This window comes from Gilvibacter sp. (assembly GCF_013214815.1).
In the GTDB taxonomy this organism is placed as follows: domain Bacteria; phylum Bacteroidota; class Bacteroidia; order Flavobacteriales; family Flavobacteriaceae; genus Gilvibacter.
In genome coordinates this window covers 72,109-87,450 of record NZ_JABSPU010000003.1, presented here as the reverse complement: position 1 = coordinate 87,450, position 15,342 = coordinate 72,109, and the positions used below count along the sequence as shown (strand labels likewise).

At 44.0% G+C, this 15,342-nt stretch carries 14 protein-coding genes; 11 read left to right on the top strand and 3 right to left on the bottom strand.

Annotated elements, in window-relative coordinates; translation table 11 throughout:
- Window positions 1-11: 11 nt before the first annotated feature.
- The 4 genes from HRT75_RS01390 (at window position 12) to HRT75_RS01375 (ending at window position 2,878) form a co-directional block, all read left to right on the top strand.
- Window positions 12-782 (top strand): hypothetical protein, encoded by a 771-nt coding sequence (locus tag HRT75_RS01390; RefSeq protein WP_291182215.1) that lies wholly within the window; start codon window positions 12-14, stop codon window positions 780-782.
- A 14-nt stretch (window positions 783-796) separates the two neighbouring features.
- The gene (locus HRT75_RS01385; protein ID WP_272832907.1) at window positions 797-1,411 is read left to right on the top strand and encodes a deoxynucleoside kinase; all 615 of its coding nucleotides are present in this window, start codon (window positions 797-799) and stop codon (window positions 1,409-1,411) included.
- An 18-nt stretch (window positions 1,412-1,429) separates the two neighbouring features.
- Window positions 1,430-1,966 carry a hypothetical protein gene (locus HRT75_RS01380; RefSeq protein ID WP_291182214.1) on the top strand — a complete coding sequence of 179 codons (537 nt, stop codon included), beginning with the start codon at window positions 1,430-1,432 and terminating at the stop codon, window positions 1,964-1,966.
- A gap of 63 nt (window positions 1,967-2,029) precedes the next feature.
- Complete coding sequence (locus tag HRT75_RS01375; RefSeq protein WP_291182213.1) at window positions 2,030-2,878, top strand: phosphatase PAP2 family protein; 849 nt, start codon at window positions 2,030-2,032, stop codon at window positions 2,876-2,878.
- Window positions 2,879-2,929: 51 nt separating this feature from the next.
- On the opposite strand, the gene HRT75_RS01370 is transcribed toward HRT75_RS01375, so the two are convergent.
- The 3 genes from HRT75_RS01370 to HRT75_RS01360 all read right to left on the bottom strand — a co-directional run bounded on the left by HRT75_RS01370 (window position 2,930) and on the right by HRT75_RS01360 (window position 9,139).
- The gene (locus HRT75_RS01370) at window positions 2,930-5,422 is read right to left on the bottom strand and encodes a sodium-translocating pyrophosphatase (protein WP_291182212.1); all 2,493 of its coding nucleotides are present in this window, start codon (window positions 5,420-5,422) and stop codon (window positions 2,930-2,932) included.
- Window positions 5,423-5,597: 175 nt separating this feature from the next.
- The gene (locus HRT75_RS01365; RefSeq protein ID WP_291182211.1) at window positions 5,598-8,075 is read right to left on the bottom strand and encodes a DUF5686 and carboxypeptidase-like regulatory domain-containing protein; all 2,478 of its coding nucleotides are present in this window, start codon (window positions 8,073-8,075) and stop codon (window positions 5,598-5,600) included.
- Window positions 8,076-8,140: 65 nt separating this feature from the next.
- Window positions 8,141-9,139: a pyruvate dehydrogenase complex E1 component subunit beta gene (locus HRT75_RS01360; protein WP_291182236.1), complete on the bottom strand. Its 999-nt coding sequence runs from the start codon at window positions 9,137-9,139 to the stop codon at window positions 8,141-8,143.
- 191 nt (window positions 9,140-9,330) lie between these two features.
- Between HRT75_RS01360 and HRT75_RS01355 the strand changes: the two genes are divergently transcribed.
- The 7 genes from HRT75_RS01355 (at window position 9,331) to HRT75_RS01325 (ending at window position 15,342) form a co-directional block, all read left to right on the top strand.
- Window positions 9,331-10,077: an electron transfer flavoprotein subunit beta/FixA family protein gene (locus tag HRT75_RS01355; RefSeq protein ID WP_291182210.1), complete on the top strand. Its 747-nt coding sequence runs from the start codon at window positions 9,331-9,333 to the stop codon at window positions 10,075-10,077.
- 21 nt (window positions 10,078-10,098) lie between these two features.
- Window positions 10,099-11,064 (top strand): electron transfer flavoprotein subunit alpha/FixB family protein, encoded by a 966-nt coding sequence (locus HRT75_RS01350; protein WP_291182209.1) that lies wholly within the window; start codon window positions 10,099-10,101, stop codon window positions 11,062-11,064.
- A gap of 86 nt (window positions 11,065-11,150) precedes the next feature.
- Window positions 11,151-11,762, top strand: a complete 612-nt coding sequence (locus tag HRT75_RS01345) for a bifunctional nuclease family protein (protein ID WP_291182208.1) — start codon at window positions 11,151-11,153, stop codon at window positions 11,760-11,762.
- A 3-nt stretch (window positions 11,763-11,765) separates the two neighbouring features.
- Window positions 11,766-13,475 (top strand): nucleoside transporter C-terminal domain-containing protein, encoded by a 1,710-nt coding sequence (locus HRT75_RS01340; RefSeq protein ID WP_291182207.1) that lies wholly within the window; start codon window positions 11,766-11,768, stop codon window positions 13,473-13,475.
- An 82-nt stretch (window positions 13,476-13,557) separates the two neighbouring features.
- Window positions 13,558-14,382 (top strand): thymidylate synthase, encoded by an 825-nt coding sequence (locus HRT75_RS01335; RefSeq protein ID WP_291182206.1) that lies wholly within the window; start codon window positions 13,558-13,560, stop codon window positions 14,380-14,382.
- A gap of 67 nt (window positions 14,383-14,449) precedes the next feature.
- On the top strand, window positions 14,450-14,893 hold the full coding sequence (locus HRT75_RS01330) for an energy transducer TonB (RefSeq protein ID WP_291182205.1): 444 nt from the start codon (window positions 14,450-14,452) through the stop codon (window positions 14,891-14,893).
- Window positions 14,893-15,342, top strand: coding sequence for a hypothetical protein (locus HRT75_RS01325; RefSeq protein ID WP_291182204.1), 450 nt, complete (start codon window positions 14,893-14,895; stop codon window positions 15,340-15,342). Before HRT75_RS01330 ends, HRT75_RS01325 begins: the two co-directional genes overlap by 1 nt.

Below are 15,342 nucleotides of genomic sequence, written 5' to 3'. Positions count from 1 at the left end.
ATCTTGACTGCATGAAGATGCTGTTGTTTTTACTGATGCCGGTTTTGGCTTTTGGGCAGTTGAAGCTCGATAACAAAAGCCGTTTGGACGCCGATAAGTTTATTGGAGTGGACGCCTACAACAACACCTATTCTGTGGTCAACAATGCCTTGATCAAAACCAGTGAAAGAGACCGCTGGAACTACGCAGATTTTACTTTGGGCAGCATAGCTGCAGTAGACATCATTAATCCTTTGCGGATCTTGGTTTACTACGCCGATTTCAATATTGCTGTGTTTCTAGATAACACCTTAAATGAAATTGAACGTGTCAATTTCAATGAAGTGGAAGATTATCTGAACATTGAGGCCGTTAGAGTAGCAAATAACAACAGTGTTTGGGTCTTTAACAAAGACGCACAGCAGTTAGAACTCTACAATTACAGATCGGGGAAACGCAGTATCATTTCGCAGCCCGTAGAAGGCAACCTTGTGGCTACAGCAAGCGACTTCAATTTTTGTCATCTTTTGACCGATTCTGAGGTGATCACTTATAATGTTTATGGAAGTATTCTTCGGATTTTTGACAACCCTGGTTTTACACAGATCTGGACCTCTCCGCAGCGAGGCTTAATTGCTCTAGATGAGCAAGATGTGATCTATTTTACGGAGGCTCCAGAGCAGCAATTTGAGGCTGCTGAATCGGGCACAAAAATTGCCGTTAAAGACTTGCAACTAACTTCAGATTTCCTGTATATTTACGATGGAGAATTCGTGTATTCCTTCAGACTAACCAAACTCTAAACAATCCTAATTGTATGCATGTTGCGATAGCCGGAAACATTGGCTCAGGAAAGACTACGCTCACCAAATTATTGGCAAAGCACTACAAATGGCAACCCCATTTTGAGGATGTGGAAGACAATCCTTATTTGGATGATTTTTATAACCAAATGGAACGTTGGTCTTTCAATTTGCAGATCTATTTCTTGAACAGTCGGTTTCGTCAAATTGTGGATATTAGAGAAAGTGGAAAGGATTATATCCAAGACCGCACGATCTATGAAGATGCGTACATCTTTGCTCCTAACCTACACGCGATGGGCTTGATGACCAATCGCGATTATGAAAATTACCGTTCGCTGTTTGATCTGATGGAAAGTGTTACTGAGGCGCCTGATCTGTTGATCTATTTGCGCAGTTCCATTCCCAATTTAGTGAGTCAGATCCACAAAAGAGGACGTGAATATGAGAACTCCATCAGCATTGATTATTTAAGTCGACTCAACGAGCGCTACGAAGCTTGGATTCACGATTACGATAAGAGCAATCTGTTGATCTTTGATGTGGATACGCTTAATTTTGTAGACAATCCGGAAGATCTCGGAAGTGTGATCAGTCGCATTGATGCCGAGCTTCACGGACTCTTTTAACACATACCCCAATCAGCTATGAAAAATTTAAAATTGCTAGCCCTGCTGCTGCTTGTTCCTATGTACATTGCTTGCAGCTCTGACGATGATTCCACTACAACCACGGAAGAAGAAGCCGAATTTTCCTTAATAGGAACCTGGACTGCTGAGACCATTGACTTTGACTCTACAATTACCACTGTAATTGAAGGCTTACCTGTGACCGCCACTCAAGAAGGCGAAGGTTTTGATATAGACGCAACTGTTACCTTTTCTGAAGACCCGAATGAAGTAAGCTCAGAAGGACAATTCTCCATGACTGTAACAACGACTTTTTTAGGCGTTAGCGAAGAGGAGACCTTAGAAAACCTCGATCTTTTGGGAGATGGCACCTGGAGCTTGGAAGACAACACGCTTACCATTACCAGTACTGCAGATGACCAAGATGCTGTGATCACTATTGAACTGCTTAGCGAAGACATGCTTCGTTTGCGTATTGAGCAAACTGAGATTCTTGATACACCAGTAGGCAGCGGTGAAGTTGATGCTATTTTTGTAGCGACTTTCTCAAGATAAACATCTAAATCAAATAGTCTATTTTTGTTCGTAACGAAATCTGTTGATTTTCATCCTAATTACATGCAAAAATTTTTGATCGTACTGTTTTTAATGGGTTCGAGTCTTAAGTTATTCGGACAGTCCCCTAATGCAGATACACTTGCTCAAGACGCCAACATTTGGCAAACCCTAAAGTATGATGCCAAAAGTGCCTTTGGAGGCTTTAAACACAGCATTACTGCGCCTGTTCGTTGGCAGGGAGACGACTTTCTCACGGCAGTGAGCGTAATCACCGCAACTTCCATGTTTACGGCTTTGGATCAATCAGCGCGTAACTATTTTGTAGAACAAGAACCCAACGCCCCTGGCGTACTCAAGGAATTCGGTTGGTACTTTGGAAGCCCTCAGAATTTCTTTATGGTCTCTGGCGGTATCTACGGATTTGGACTTTTGACCAAAAATGAAAAGGTTCGTAAAACTGGAGTGTTGATAATTGCCTCCGCAGCCACCTCCGGCCTTTTTCAAACCTTTTTTAAAACCGCTGTTGGTCGTGCACGACCTGACGACTTTACCGGTCCTTTTGAGTTTGAACCTTTTAAAGGAACCGCACGTTACCACTCCTTCCCTTCTGGACATACCATCCTCTCCATTTCTATGGCGCATTCCATTGCCAAGCAGTTTGACAATATCTGGGTGAAATCTGGAATTTACGCTCTAGGTAGCATTGCGCCCGTTTCGCGTTTATGGGACGATGCGCATTGGGTAACCGATATTGTTTTAGGAGCAGCAATAAGCATAGCTGTTGTAGATAGTGTAGACAACTACCTTTTTGGAAGCCGTCGCTATGAGGACAGTTATCAAAACCGCCACAGGATCAGTTGGCGCTTTACTGCCGGTTATAATACCGTCGGTTTAGTAGGAACATTTTAAAAACAAAAAAGCCGCTCAATTGAGCGGCTTTTTTTATATCTAAAGGTTTTATTATTTAGACGATCCGTCTACTACCTTTTTCACTTCTTTTACGATCTCAATGTCTACTGAAGCACCTTCTGCCTCTTTGTAAGCTTCCACCTTAGCTTCAACTTCTTCTGGAGTTCCAGTAAAGGTCTCTGTAGTAGTTTCACCGTCTTTAGTGATCTTTACCGTAGCTGTAGCAGTTGCTTCAGCATCCTCGTCCATAGTCACCTCAACCGTGATATCTTCAGTTCCTTCTGCCAAAGCAGTAGCGTCTCCGTTCATTTTGATGATGGTGGTAGTACCATCCTCAGAAACGAACTTTACGTTACCAGCTTCAATCACGTTATCAGCATAAGCTTCTTCTCCGTGACCTCCTAAGATCGGAGCAATTACCAATCCAACCAAACAAGTCAATTTGATCAAGATGTTCATAGACGGTCCTGAAGTATCTTTAAATGGATCACCAACAGTATCTCCAGTTACAGCCGCTTTGTGTGCGTCAGAACCTTTGTAAGTCATCTCACCGTCGATCTCAACACCAGCTTCAAATGATTTCTTAGCATTGTCCCAAGCACCTCCAGCGTTGTTTTGGAAAATCGCCCACATCACACCACTAACACATACACCAGCCATATAACCTCCTAGTGGCTCAGCACCGAAGATCAAACCGATTGCGATAGGAGTCAAAATAGTGATCAATCCAGGAACGATCATCTCTCTCAAAGCAGCTTTAGTAGAAATGTCTACACACTTCGCATACTCTGGAGTTCCAGTTCCTTCCATAATTCCAGGAATCTCTTTAAACTGGCGACGTACTTCTTTTACCATTTCCATAGCAGCCTTACCTACAGACTTCATAGCCAAGGCAGAGAATACTACAGGAGTCATTCCCCCTACAAATAGAGCGGCCAATACATCCGCCTTAAAGATGTTAATCCCCTGGATACCTGTAAAGGTTACATAAGCAGCAAACAATGCCAAAGCAGTCAATGCTGCAGAAGCAATTGCAAATCCTTTTCCAACAGCGGCAGTTGTGTTACCTACTGAGTCAAGGATGTCTGTACGTTGACGTACGTGCTCTTCTAGTTCACTCATCTCAGCAACACCACCGGCGTTATCTGCGATAGGACCGAATGCATCGATTGCCAACTGCATAGCAGTAGTTGCCATCATTGCAGAAGCAGCAAGTGCAACTCCGTAGAATCCAGCAAGCTCATAAGAACCGTAGATCGCAGCAGCAAAAAGAAGTACTGACCACAGTGTAGATTTCATACCTACAGCAAGACCAGCGATGATGTTTGTTGCAGCACCAGTTCCTGAGTTTTGTACAATATCAAGTACAGGTTTCTTCCCTAGAGAAGTATAGTATGCAGTAACGAAAGAAATCAAGGCTCCAACGGCCAATCCGATACATGCAGACCAGAATACGTTCATAGAAGCGATCTCCTTAGCACCTTCCCCGAAGAAGTTCATGGTCAAGGTCTCTGGTAACATCCAACCGATAAGGAAGTAACTAGCGATCAAAGTAATGATGATCGCGAACCAGTTACCCATATCCAAGGCTTTCTGTACCTGCGCTTCTTTAGCGTCGTTATTTTTGATACGAACCAAGAATGTTCCTAAGATAGAAGCCAATACTCCAACACCAGCAATTACTAGCGGAAGTAAGATAGGCCCCATATTGTTAAATGCGTCTGTGTAAGCCGCTGTAGCGCTCATGTCACGAATAACATAGTTACCCAATACCATGGCAGCCAATACAGTTGCTACATATGAACCAAACAGGTCAGCTCCCATTCCAGCAACGTCTCCTACGTTATCACCAACGTTATCTGCGATAGTTGCAGGGTTACGAGGATCATCTTCTGGGATACCCGCTTCTACTTTACCTACAAGGTCAGCTCCAACGTCAGCAGCTTTGGTATAGATACCACCACCAACACGAGCAAAAAGTGCAATACTTTCCGCACCAAGAGAGAATCCTGCAAGGGCTTCAAGTACAATGGTCATGTTGTCGTAGAAAGAGCCATTAGCACCCATAAACTGTCCAATGAAGAACATGAATAGTAAGCTTAGACCCAATACAGCAAGACCGGCTACACCTAATCCCATTACTGTACCACCACCAAAGGAAACTTGCAATGCCTGTGGAAGACTTGTCTTAGCTGCCTCTGCAGTACGTGCGTTTGCTTCTGTTGCAACGCGCATTCCGATGTTTCCAGCCAAAGCTGAGAAGAACGCACCAAGGATGAATGCAGGAACGATCATGATGCTTGTGGTCTCAACCATTTGAGACACTCCAAACAATGCTGCGGATGCTACCACAACAAAGATCAATAACAAACGGTACTCAGCATTCAAAAAGGCCAATGCACCTTCTTTAATACTTTTAGAGATGGATTGCATGCGCTCGTTTCCGGCAGCTTGCTTCTTCACCCAGCTCATCTTTACAAGCATGAATAGAAGACCTAGCACAGCTAGTGCAATAGGTACCCAAATAATGTTTGATTCTAACATATTTCTATTTTTAGTTGACTTTCAATTTGCGACCGCAAAAGTAATGAAATCAGTCGGGATATAAAATTTAGAAACGCAAATATAACCACCTAAATAAGGCGTTACCTAAAAAATTGAATACTAGTGAATTAAAACCCTTGAACTCAAGGCTGATAAGAAGTGTGACCCCCCTCGTCTAAAAACTAAACCCAAAAGTTCCCGTGACACCAAAGCGGCGTGCATCGGGGTTATCGAGGTAGTTTCCTCTAAAATTGAAGTCTAAACGGAAGATTTTGAAGATGTTCCCGATTCCGACACTCCATTCCCAATAAATGTCCTCTGGCGCTTGGTAAGGTATGTTTGAGGCATTCAGGGCGATGTTGGCATCGGATATCTCTCCGTAAACCGCTCTAAACCCGATGACCTCTCTCAAGTTGAGCTTTCTCAAGCCTGGAATTCGTGAAAAGAAGCGCCCTCCAAAGTCGTGTTGCAAGTGGAAGGAGGCATAAGTGTCGCTCACAAATTCGTAAAAGTCCAACTGATTAAAGGTGTTGTAAATACTGAACAGCGTCTGGTTTCCTGGAATTGGACTCAACAAAGTCAGCGGCACTTCTCCGAAGATCTTCCCAACCTCAATGGTGGTATAAGCGCGACCAAAACCACCAATATTCCACGGCTGCGTATACAGCGCCTGGAGCTTTTGATACTCAAAGTCGCTGTTAAAGACATCCTTGATTCCAAAGGTGGCTCCCACAAATATCGAAGCAAATCCGCCATCGTTGATTACCGTGCGTTCCACGCCGTAACCGGAAGTCTTGCGTCCAGGGGTATAAAACAATCCCGTGGAAAGCTCTGCTTGTCTCACCTCGGATTGTATGCCGCCGTTCTCATCAAAATAGTCCAAACTGAAAGTATCCGTGGCCGAGGTTAATGTTCTAAACGAACCCGTCGTTCTGAAAATGAAATTCTTATAGGGTTCAAACTCAAATCCAACGGTACTCAGATTGATCCGCGTTAGCCTGTCGTTGGCTCCCACAGTAATTAATGCCGATGAGGCCAAGTTCCTACCGAGCACGTCGTTGGTGTTGGTCAGTGACGCGCCAGTTTGTTCGGTGTCCTTCCGGTGACCTCCAAAAATGATGAATCGGGAGCGCCTATCGAGCAGCCACTTCCCGGAGAGTCCAAATTTGAAGCGTTCGTCTCGAAAACCATAAGCACCAAAGCCCTCAATACGCCACATATCGTTGCGGCCAAAATAAGTTCGTCCACCCAAACGGATCCGCAGCCCTTCTGCCTCGTTAAATCCGAAGATGGAAAACACCGGCCCAAAATCGAAGTTTGGAAATTCGTAATAGCCGCTGGCAAGAACACTACCTATATTGTATAAGGTCTTGAATCTAGGAACCGTTTTCAAGGTGTCCAATAGGGTATAGATCTGCTTTTCATCCTTATTGAGATCCTCCATGCGGTTCTCATCCCAAAAATCATCTGGCCTATTGTAGACCTCGTAATCATAAGGATCTACTTGATCTTTATAAAAGTCCCGCTCTTTTGGAATGTCAAATTGGTAATTATCGTAGAGTGTGGTACGCTTCCCATAGATACCGCGAGCCCCTTCTTTTTTACGCAGACTAAAATCACTCAGAAAATAATCTCGGGTGATCAAAAAGATGGAATCGTTGAGCACATCAAACTCCTGTTCAATATAAACCTCCCGCACCCAGTTCAAATTGGCACTCTTAGTGGCCTGCATATTGATCTCCTTAATGGCCCAAGTAGTATCGTTCACCCAAAAGTCTCCTTTAAAGGTCAATTCATTCTTGCGCCGTGGGTAGTATACTATATTGTAGCACCACTTATCTCCAATATACGCAGAGTCCAACAGCACATAATTGTACACATTAATCCCGGTTCTGGAGAGCGGACTGGTAAAGGCCTTATCAAAGAACTTAATATAATTGTCGTAAACGTCGTACTCTGAATAGAGGTCCTTGACAAATTCAATAATGGTCTGATTATTACTAAAACCAGAATTCTTGTTCCCTTCCAGGATCTCTTTTTGTAAGTTTTGGAGGTTATCTCCAAAGACTCTAGAAAAGGCCTCATTGATAAAGATGGGCAGGTAGGTATTTCCCGTGATCTTAGAAGTATCGGTTTGATCAAAGATGAATTCCATCCCTCTAAAGATCTTACTCTTGATTAAGGCGGAGTCGATCGTGTTTAGGTCAAACTCAAGCTTTTCATACTTCTCGTACTGATACTGATTGAATTTCTTGACCCCGTTCTCCCGACGATTCTCCCAGATCTTTCTAAGGATATCAATAGCGGGATTGTTCTTTTTGGATTGCTTCCCTGTGAATACAACCACCTCTCCTAAGCTCGAGGCTTCTTCAGCCAACTCGATCTTCATATTATAGGTAGTACGGCTGGTGAGTGGGACTTCCTTGGTAGTATACCCTAAAAAGGAAACTACGGCAGTATCATAGGTAGTATCCGATTCCAAATAGAACCGACCATTCTCATTGGTAATGGTTCCTTCTGAAGAATCTTTGAAAATTACATTGGCAAAAGGAACAGGATCTCCAAACTCATCAAACACTTCTCCACTGATCTTAGTTTGAGCAAAGCTCAAAGACGTAAAGAGTAAGAGGAAGACAAGTAGTTGTTCTCTCATAGACAATGGGGGCCAGGGCCGCTTCTGTTCTGAAGCAGTTAGAACGCAAAAATTGCGCCTAGATTTTATTTGTAAAGCACTTTTTTAACGGCTTTAACAACATCTTCACTATTGGGAAGCCATTCTTCTAATAATGCAGGAGAATACGGAGCCGGTGTATCGGCCGTATTGATCTTTACAATAGGAGCGTCTAAATAGTCGAAGGCCTGGCTCTGTACTTGATAAGTGATCTCTGTAGCGATGTTACCAAACGGCCAAGCTTCTTCCAAGATCACCAAGCGATTGGTTTTCTTTACAGACTCCAAAATAGCGTTGTGATCCATTGGGCGTACGGTACGCAAGTCAATGATCTCACAGGAGATTCCTTCTTTCTCCAAAGCATCTGCGGCTTTATAAGCCTCTTTGATGATCTTTCCAAAAGACACGATAGTCACGTCGTCACCACTGCGCTTTACATCGGCAATCCCTAACGGAATAAGGTATTCGCCTTCTGGCACCTCCCCTTTATCTCCGTACATCTGCTCAGACTCCATAAAGATCACCGGATCGTCATCACGGATAGCTGCTTTAAGCAATCCTTTGGCATCAGCTGGATTAGAAGGAACAACCACTTTAAGACCTGGACAGTTGGCGTACCAGCTTTCAAAAGCCTGAGAGTGTGTCGCAGCAAGCTGTCCTGCAGAAGCAGTTGGCCCGCGGAAAACCATAGGAATGTTGATCTGACCACCACTCATTTGACGCATCTTAGCGGCGTTGTTGATGATCTGGTCAATACCTACTAAAGAGAAGTTGAAGGTCATGAATTCAATGATCGGACGGTTGCCGTTCATGGCACTCCCTACTCCGATCCCAGCAAAACCTAGTTCTGAAATTGGGGTGTCAATAATACGCTTAGGTCCAAACTCATCCAACATACCTTTTGAGGCTTTGTAAGCACCGTTGTATTCGGCCACTTCCTCTCCCATTAAATAGATGGATTCATCGCGACGCATTTCTTCGCTCATCGCTTCTGCTATTGCTTCTCTAAATTGTATGGTTTTCATATTTATCGCTTTGGATTTCAAGTCGATCTCAGATCGAACATCTCCTTCATTTTTTGAGAAAAACAAAAATACTATTTATTCGTCTCCACCACCACAAGAAAATGGAAATAAGTGCATTTTTTTTGAAAATTTATTATGCGTGCATAGTAAATATTCGAAATTATAGTGGTAACTTTGACGACAGTAAAAACAGCTTAAAAAAAGTCTGAACTATGAAGATTTTAGTGTGTATTAGTCACGTTCCAGACACTACATCCAAAATTAACTTTACCGATAACGATACGCAATTTGACACCAACGGTGTTCAATTTGTGATCAACCCTAATGACGAATTTGGTCTGACCCGCGCCATGTGGTTCAAAGAGAAGCAAGGTGCTACTGTGCACGTTGCCAACGTTGGAGACGCCAGTGCAGAACCAACCTTACGCAAGGCCCTAGCCATTGGAGCTGATGAAGCCATCCGTGTGGATGCCCCAGCTACTGATGGATACTTTGTGGCCAAGCAATTAACCAAAGTTGCACAAGACGGGGGTTATGACCTTATTATTGCAGGTCGTGAAAGTATTGATTACAACGGCGGAATGGTACCGGGAATGATGGCAGCCATGTTGGGCGCAAACTTTGTTAACACCTGTATCAATCTTGAAGTAGACGGTAGCGACGCTACTGCAGTTCGTGAGATTGACGGAGGAAAGGAATCTGTAAAGACCAGCCTTCCTTTGGTTATTGGTGGTCAAAAAGGATTAGTGGAAGAAAGTGACCTTCGCATTCCAAACATGCGTGGGATCATGATGGCTAGAAAGAAACCTTTACATGTAGTTGCTGCGGATGCTGCAGAAGCTCATGCTGCGACCGCTGCTTTTGAAAAGCCAGCACCTAAAGGAGCCGTGACCATGGTAGATCCTGAAAACTTGGATCAGTTAATCGAATTGTTACACAATGAAGCCAAGGTGATTTAATCACCGGTAAAAAGAAGAATTATGTCAGTATTAGTTTATACCGAATCAGAAGGAGGAGCCTTTAAGAAAGTCGCCCTTGAATTGACTTCTTACGCCAAAGGTGTTGCAAACGCCATGGGCGGAGAAGTAACTGCCGTTAGTATTAATGGTGGAAACGCTGCCGATCTAGGCAACTACGGAGCAGACCAAGTGATGGAGATCAACGATGCTACTTTGGAGACCTTCAATGCAAAGAACTACGCTGCGGCCCTAGCGCAAGCAGCAAAAGCCGCTGGTGCGAAGACCGTTGTGGTTTCTTCCAGCGCAAACAGTAAATATTTGGCGCCGCTTTTGGCCGTGGAACTCGGAGCTGCTTATGCTCCTAACGTTGTTGCCCTTCCAGAAAGCACCAGCCCAATGAAAGTCAAATCTACAGTATACACCAACAAGGCCTTTGCTATTAACGAGCTAAAGACCGATGTTACCGTGATCGGTTTGGCTAAAAATGCCTACGGATTGCACGAGAACAGTGCAGCTGCAGCTGCTTCAGCCTTTGGTGTGGAGCTTGCAGGAGATAATGGCGTAGAAGTGACTTCTGTTGACAAAGCAACAGATAAGGTAACGATCGCCGATGCAGAAGTAGTAGTTTCTGGTGGACGTGGTTTGAAAGGACCTGAAAACTGGAATCTTATTGAAGACCTAGCAGACACCCTTGGGGCTGCAACAGCTTGTTCTAAGCCCGTAAGTGATATGGGTTGGAGACCGCATAGCGAACACGTTGGTCAAACTGGAAAACCAGTAGCGTCTAATCTGTATATCGCTATCGGAATCTCTGGAGCTATTCAGCATTTGGCTGGAATCAACTCCTCTAAAGTAAAGGTAGTGATCAACACAGATCCAGAAGCTCCTTTCTTTAAAGCGGCGGATTACGGGATCGTTGGAGACGCCTTTGATGTGGTTCCACGATTGACCGAAAAATTAAAGCAATTTAAAGCCAATAACGCGTAATTTTTGCTAAATTGGCACCCGAATAAAGGGCTGTTAAACATGGGAAAAGTCCTGTTTTTAACAGCCTTTCTTTATTCTTCTATTTCATGAGTCTGGTCCGTTTAAATATCAAAGGAATTTCATACAGTCAAACACAGAATGGTGCTTATGCACTCATCCTGAGTGAAGTGGACGGACAGCGTAAGCTTCCGATTGTGATCGGAGCCTTTGAAGCTCAGTCCATTGCGATTGCTTTGGAAAAGGAAATCAAACCACCTAGACCACTCACCCACGACCTCTTTAAGAATTTCGCCGACCGTTTTGACATTCAAGTCAAGCAGGTGATCATTCATAAATTGGTGGATGGTGTATTTTATTCGAGCATTATTTGTGAGCGCGATAAGATTGAAGAGATCATCGATGCGAGAACCAGTGATGCCATTGCCCTGGCGCTGCGATTCAAAGCGCCTATTTTTACTTACAAGAACATCCTTGATAAAGCTGGAATCTTCCTCAAGGGAACTTCCCAAGAAGAAGAAACTGAAGAAGGACCTTCTTTAGTTGAACAGCTGATCGCCGATGAGCCCTCAAGCGCTCAAAGCGAAGACTACACGGGCTACACTCTAAAAGAGCTCAATGAAATGTTGGACCAAGCCGTAGGCAATGAAGACTACGAAAAAGCGGCCCGCATTCGCGACGAGATCTCCAAACGTTCCTAACTAATGTTGAAAAAACTTTTCCTGTTGCTGATTGGCCTAGCGGCTATAACTCAAACTGTTGCTCAACAGTCAGAAGAAGGAACCTGGCAATTTGATGCCATTGAAAAAACTACTGGTGAGTCTTTATTTTCAATAGACAAAGAATTAGACAGCCTTGTTTTATCGGGCAATAGATTTCACTACAGTCTCTTGGCTAAAGACACTTTAGTGGCTAGTGGGGACTATACTCGACAAAACGATCTACTCGTGTTCTTTTACGAACAGCCATTCGACACCATTAGAAGGTATCGCATTGAAACCCTGAACGACTCCGTTTTCAACTTCACAGAAAATGGAGTGCGCTACAGTTTCACTCAGGAAATAATCCAAGAAAAGACCGAATCTTTAGCCCTAGACACGGACCAAGGCGTAGGCCTAAGCTTAAACAGCCTTTGGCGTGGTGCTTTGGGAATGTTCTTTTTATTGAGCGTTTGTTATTTGATTTCCAGCAATCGGCGCAAGATCAATTGGCGTTTGGTTTTCAGCGGACTCAGTCTGCAGTTGATCTTTGCCGTATTGGTCTTAAAAGTAGACGCCGTTGCCGATGCCTTTGACTGGCTTTCTGCCAAAGTGGTTCAGTTCCTAAACTTTAGTGAAGCCGGAGCTGAATTTCTATTTGGAGGCTTGGTAAGCGATACAGAAACCTTTGGATATATCTTCTCCTTCAAGGTATTACCTACCATTGTGTTCTTTTCGGCATTTACCTCTCTACTTTATTATTTAGGCGTTCTGCAACGCTTGGTAAAAGGATTTGCTTGGGTAATGAGCAAAACCATGCGCCTATCTGGTGCAGAAAGTCTTGCCGCAGCAGCGAATATCTTTATTGGACAGACCGAGGCACCTTTAGTGGTGAAACCTTACTTGGACAAAATGACGAAGTCTGAAATGCTCTGTTTGATGGTTGGGGGTATGACCACTATAGCTGGTGGCGTACTTGCCGCTTATATCGCATTTTTAGGTGGAGAAAGTGATGCCGAAAAAGCCATTTTTGCCAAGCACTTATTGACGGCTTCCATTATGTCTGCCCCTGCGGCGATCATCATTGCAAAAATGCTGTATCCTGAGACGGAAGAAGTTAACCGCAGGTTAGACATCTCTAAAGATAAAATTGGCAGTAACCTTTTGGATGCTATTAGCCGAGGGACTACGGAAGGGCTTAAACTCGCGGTAAATGTGGGTGCCATGCTTTTGGTCTTTACTGCCGTTATGGCTGTTTTCAATTGGATCACTATGGATATGATTGGAGCACCAACTGGTCTTAACGATACTATAGTTGCTGCCACGGACGGTCGTTACGACGGTCTGTCGATGCAGTTCCTTTTAGGTAATGTCTTTGCGCCTGTCGCTTGGATCATTGGCGTTCCTGCGGAGGATATGGTTGCCGTTGGACAACTTTTAGGCGAAAAGACCATTCTGAACGAGTTCTTTGCTTACGCTTCTTTAAGTGAGCTTAAGAATTCAGGAGCTTTGTCTAACTACCGCTCCATTGTAATTGCCACTTACGCCCTTTGTGGATTTGCCAACTTCGCCTCTATTGGAATCCAAATAGGGGGAATCGGAGTATTGGCTCCTTCCCAACGCAAAACCCTAGCAGCCTTTGGAATCAAAGCGCTTATAGGAGGTACTGTTGCCGCCTTACTTACGGCTACTATCGCCGGAATGCTGATCGGTTAATAACTATTGGAAATCCACCAAAAAGCGCGGTGCAATTTGCTCCCTTTTTTGCTATTTTAGAGCCAGTTTTAGCCCGAATTTTATGAAGCAATATCACGACCTGGTGCGCCACGTAATGCAAGAAGGTGTAACCAAAACAGACAGAACGGGAACCGGAACAAAAAGTGTTTTTGGTTACCAAATGCGATTTGATCTCAGTGAAGGATTCCCAATGGTGACTACCAAAAAGCTTCATTTGAAATCCATCATTTACGAGCTGCTTTGGTTTTTAAAAGGCGATACCAATATTGACTACCTCAAAGAGAATGGCGTGCGTATTTGGAACGAATGGGCCGATGAGAACGGAGACCTAGGACCCGTTTACGGACACCAATGGAGAAACTGGAACTCTGACGGCATCGATCAGATCACGGCCGTGATAGAAGGCTTAAAGACCAATCCAGACAGTCGCAGAATGTTGGTCAGCGCATGGAATCCGAGCGTGATGCCGGACACCTCTGTGAGCTTCTCAGAAAATGTGGCTAATGGAAAAGCGGCCTTACCACCTTGTCACGCATTCTTTCAATTTTATGTTGCAGATGGCAAGCTGTCTTGTCAGTTATATCAACGCTCTGCAGATATCTTTCTGGGAGTACCTTTTAATATAGCGTCTTACGCCCTATTAACTATGATGGTGGCCCAAGTATGCGGATACGAAGCTGGAGACTTTATCCACACTTTTGGTGATGCCCATATTTACAGCAATCACTTTGAACAATTGGAGCTGCAACTTTCCAGAGACATTAGACCTCTCCCCAAAATGGTGATCAATCCTGAGGTCAAAAATATTTTTGACTTTCAGTTTGAAGACTTTACCTTAGTTGATTATAACCCACACCCGCACATCAAAGGCGCGGTTGCGGTATAATTTTTGACCCCAACTGAGCGTTAAACAGATACCGGCTGCCAGGCAGATCGGCAAAAACAACTTACCTATGACTAAAAAACTGCTACTGACCTTTGCTTTGGTCCTCACCTTTAGTGTTTCATTTGCCCAAGAAGAATGGGGAACTGTAGATAAGAATAAAGTGACCATGAGAGAGCTTCCACCGGTTTGGCCGGGCTGCGAAGATACTTCCGGAGATCCTGCCGCGATGAACAAATGCTTCACAACCATGCTCTCCAAGCATATCGCCAAAAACTTTAAATACCCACCAGAAGCCTACAAAAACAATGATCAAGGTCGTGTGATTGTCGACTTTCAAATCAACACCGAAGGAAAAGTAGAGATCATTTCTACCAGCGGTGGAAGCGAGGCACTACAAGCAGAAGCTCGTAGAAACATCCTTCAAATTCCACAAATGAAGCCCGGTATGTTGGCCGGCAAACCAAAGGCAATAACCTATAAAGTGCCTTTCACTTTTAAAACCGGGAAGTAATGCGTCATATGTTGATCTTATTGGTCATAGCCTGTAGTGGCTTGACTTTGGCGCAAGAGGCCAAAACCGTTCCTTTTGCGGGAGTTGAACTAGTTCCTATTTATCCCGATTGCAAAGGAGACAATGACAAACAGAGAAAATGTCTTAGTGAGAGCATTTCAAAGTTCATCAATAAGAATTTTGACATGGAGCTTATTGGTAATTTGGGTTTACCAGCAGGACAACACCGCCTGGCTGCTCAATTTGAGATCAGCTCAGAAGGCACAATTGAAAATGTACTGATTCGCGGAGACTATTTACAGGTGAACCAAGAGCTGGAACGCGTAATTAATGCGCTACCAAAAATGGAGCCTGGATATACCGATGGAGAGGCTGTTAACGTAACCTATGCACTTCCTGTAATCTTTGCCCTCGCAGCAGACCCTGATGATAAGAAAAAGAACAGCTAG

Coding starts and splice junctions, on each gene's coding strand:
- HRT75_RS01375 (WP_291182213.1), top strand. CDS start 2,030: ATGCAAAAATTTTTGATCGTACTGTTTTTAATGGGTTCGAGTCTTAAG.
- HRT75_RS01335 (WP_291182206.1), top strand. CDS start 13,558: ATGAAGCAATATCACGACCTGGTGCGCCACGTAATGCAAGAAGGTGTA.
- HRT75_RS01345 (WP_291182208.1), top strand. CDS start 11,151: ATGAGTCTGGTCCGTTTAAATATCAAAGGAATTTCATACAGTCAAACA.
- HRT75_RS01355 (WP_291182210.1), top strand. CDS start 9,331: ATGAAGATTTTAGTGTGTATTAGTCACGTTCCAGACACTACATCCAAA.
- HRT75_RS01385 (WP_272832907.1), top strand. CDS start 797: ATGCATGTTGCGATAGCCGGAAACATTGGCTCAGGAAAGACTACGCTC.
- HRT75_RS01365 (WP_291182211.1), bottom strand. CDS start 8,075: ATGAGAGAACAACTACTTGTCTTCCTCTTACTCTTTACGTCTTTGAGC.
- HRT75_RS01390 (WP_291182215.1), top strand. CDS start 12: ATGAAGATGCTGTTGTTTTTACTGATGCCGGTTTTGGCTTTTGGGCAG.
- HRT75_RS01370 (WP_291182212.1), bottom strand. CDS start 5,422: ATGTTAGAATCAAACATTATTTGGGTACCTATTGCACTAGCTGTGCTA.
- HRT75_RS01325 (WP_291182204.1), top strand. CDS start 14,893: ATGCGTCATATGTTGATCTTATTGGTCATAGCCTGTAGTGGCTTGACT.
- HRT75_RS01350 (WP_291182209.1), top strand. CDS start 10,099: ATGTCAGTATTAGTTTATACCGAATCAGAAGGAGGAGCCTTTAAGAAA.
- HRT75_RS01330 (WP_291182205.1), top strand. CDS start 14,450: ATGACTAAAAAACTGCTACTGACCTTTGCTTTGGTCCTCACCTTTAGT.
- HRT75_RS01380 (WP_291182214.1), top strand. CDS start 1,430: ATGAAAAATTTAAAATTGCTAGCCCTGCTGCTGCTTGTTCCTATGTAC.
- HRT75_RS01340 (WP_291182207.1), top strand. CDS start 11,766: ATGTTGAAAAAACTTTTCCTGTTGCTGATTGGCCTAGCGGCTATAACT.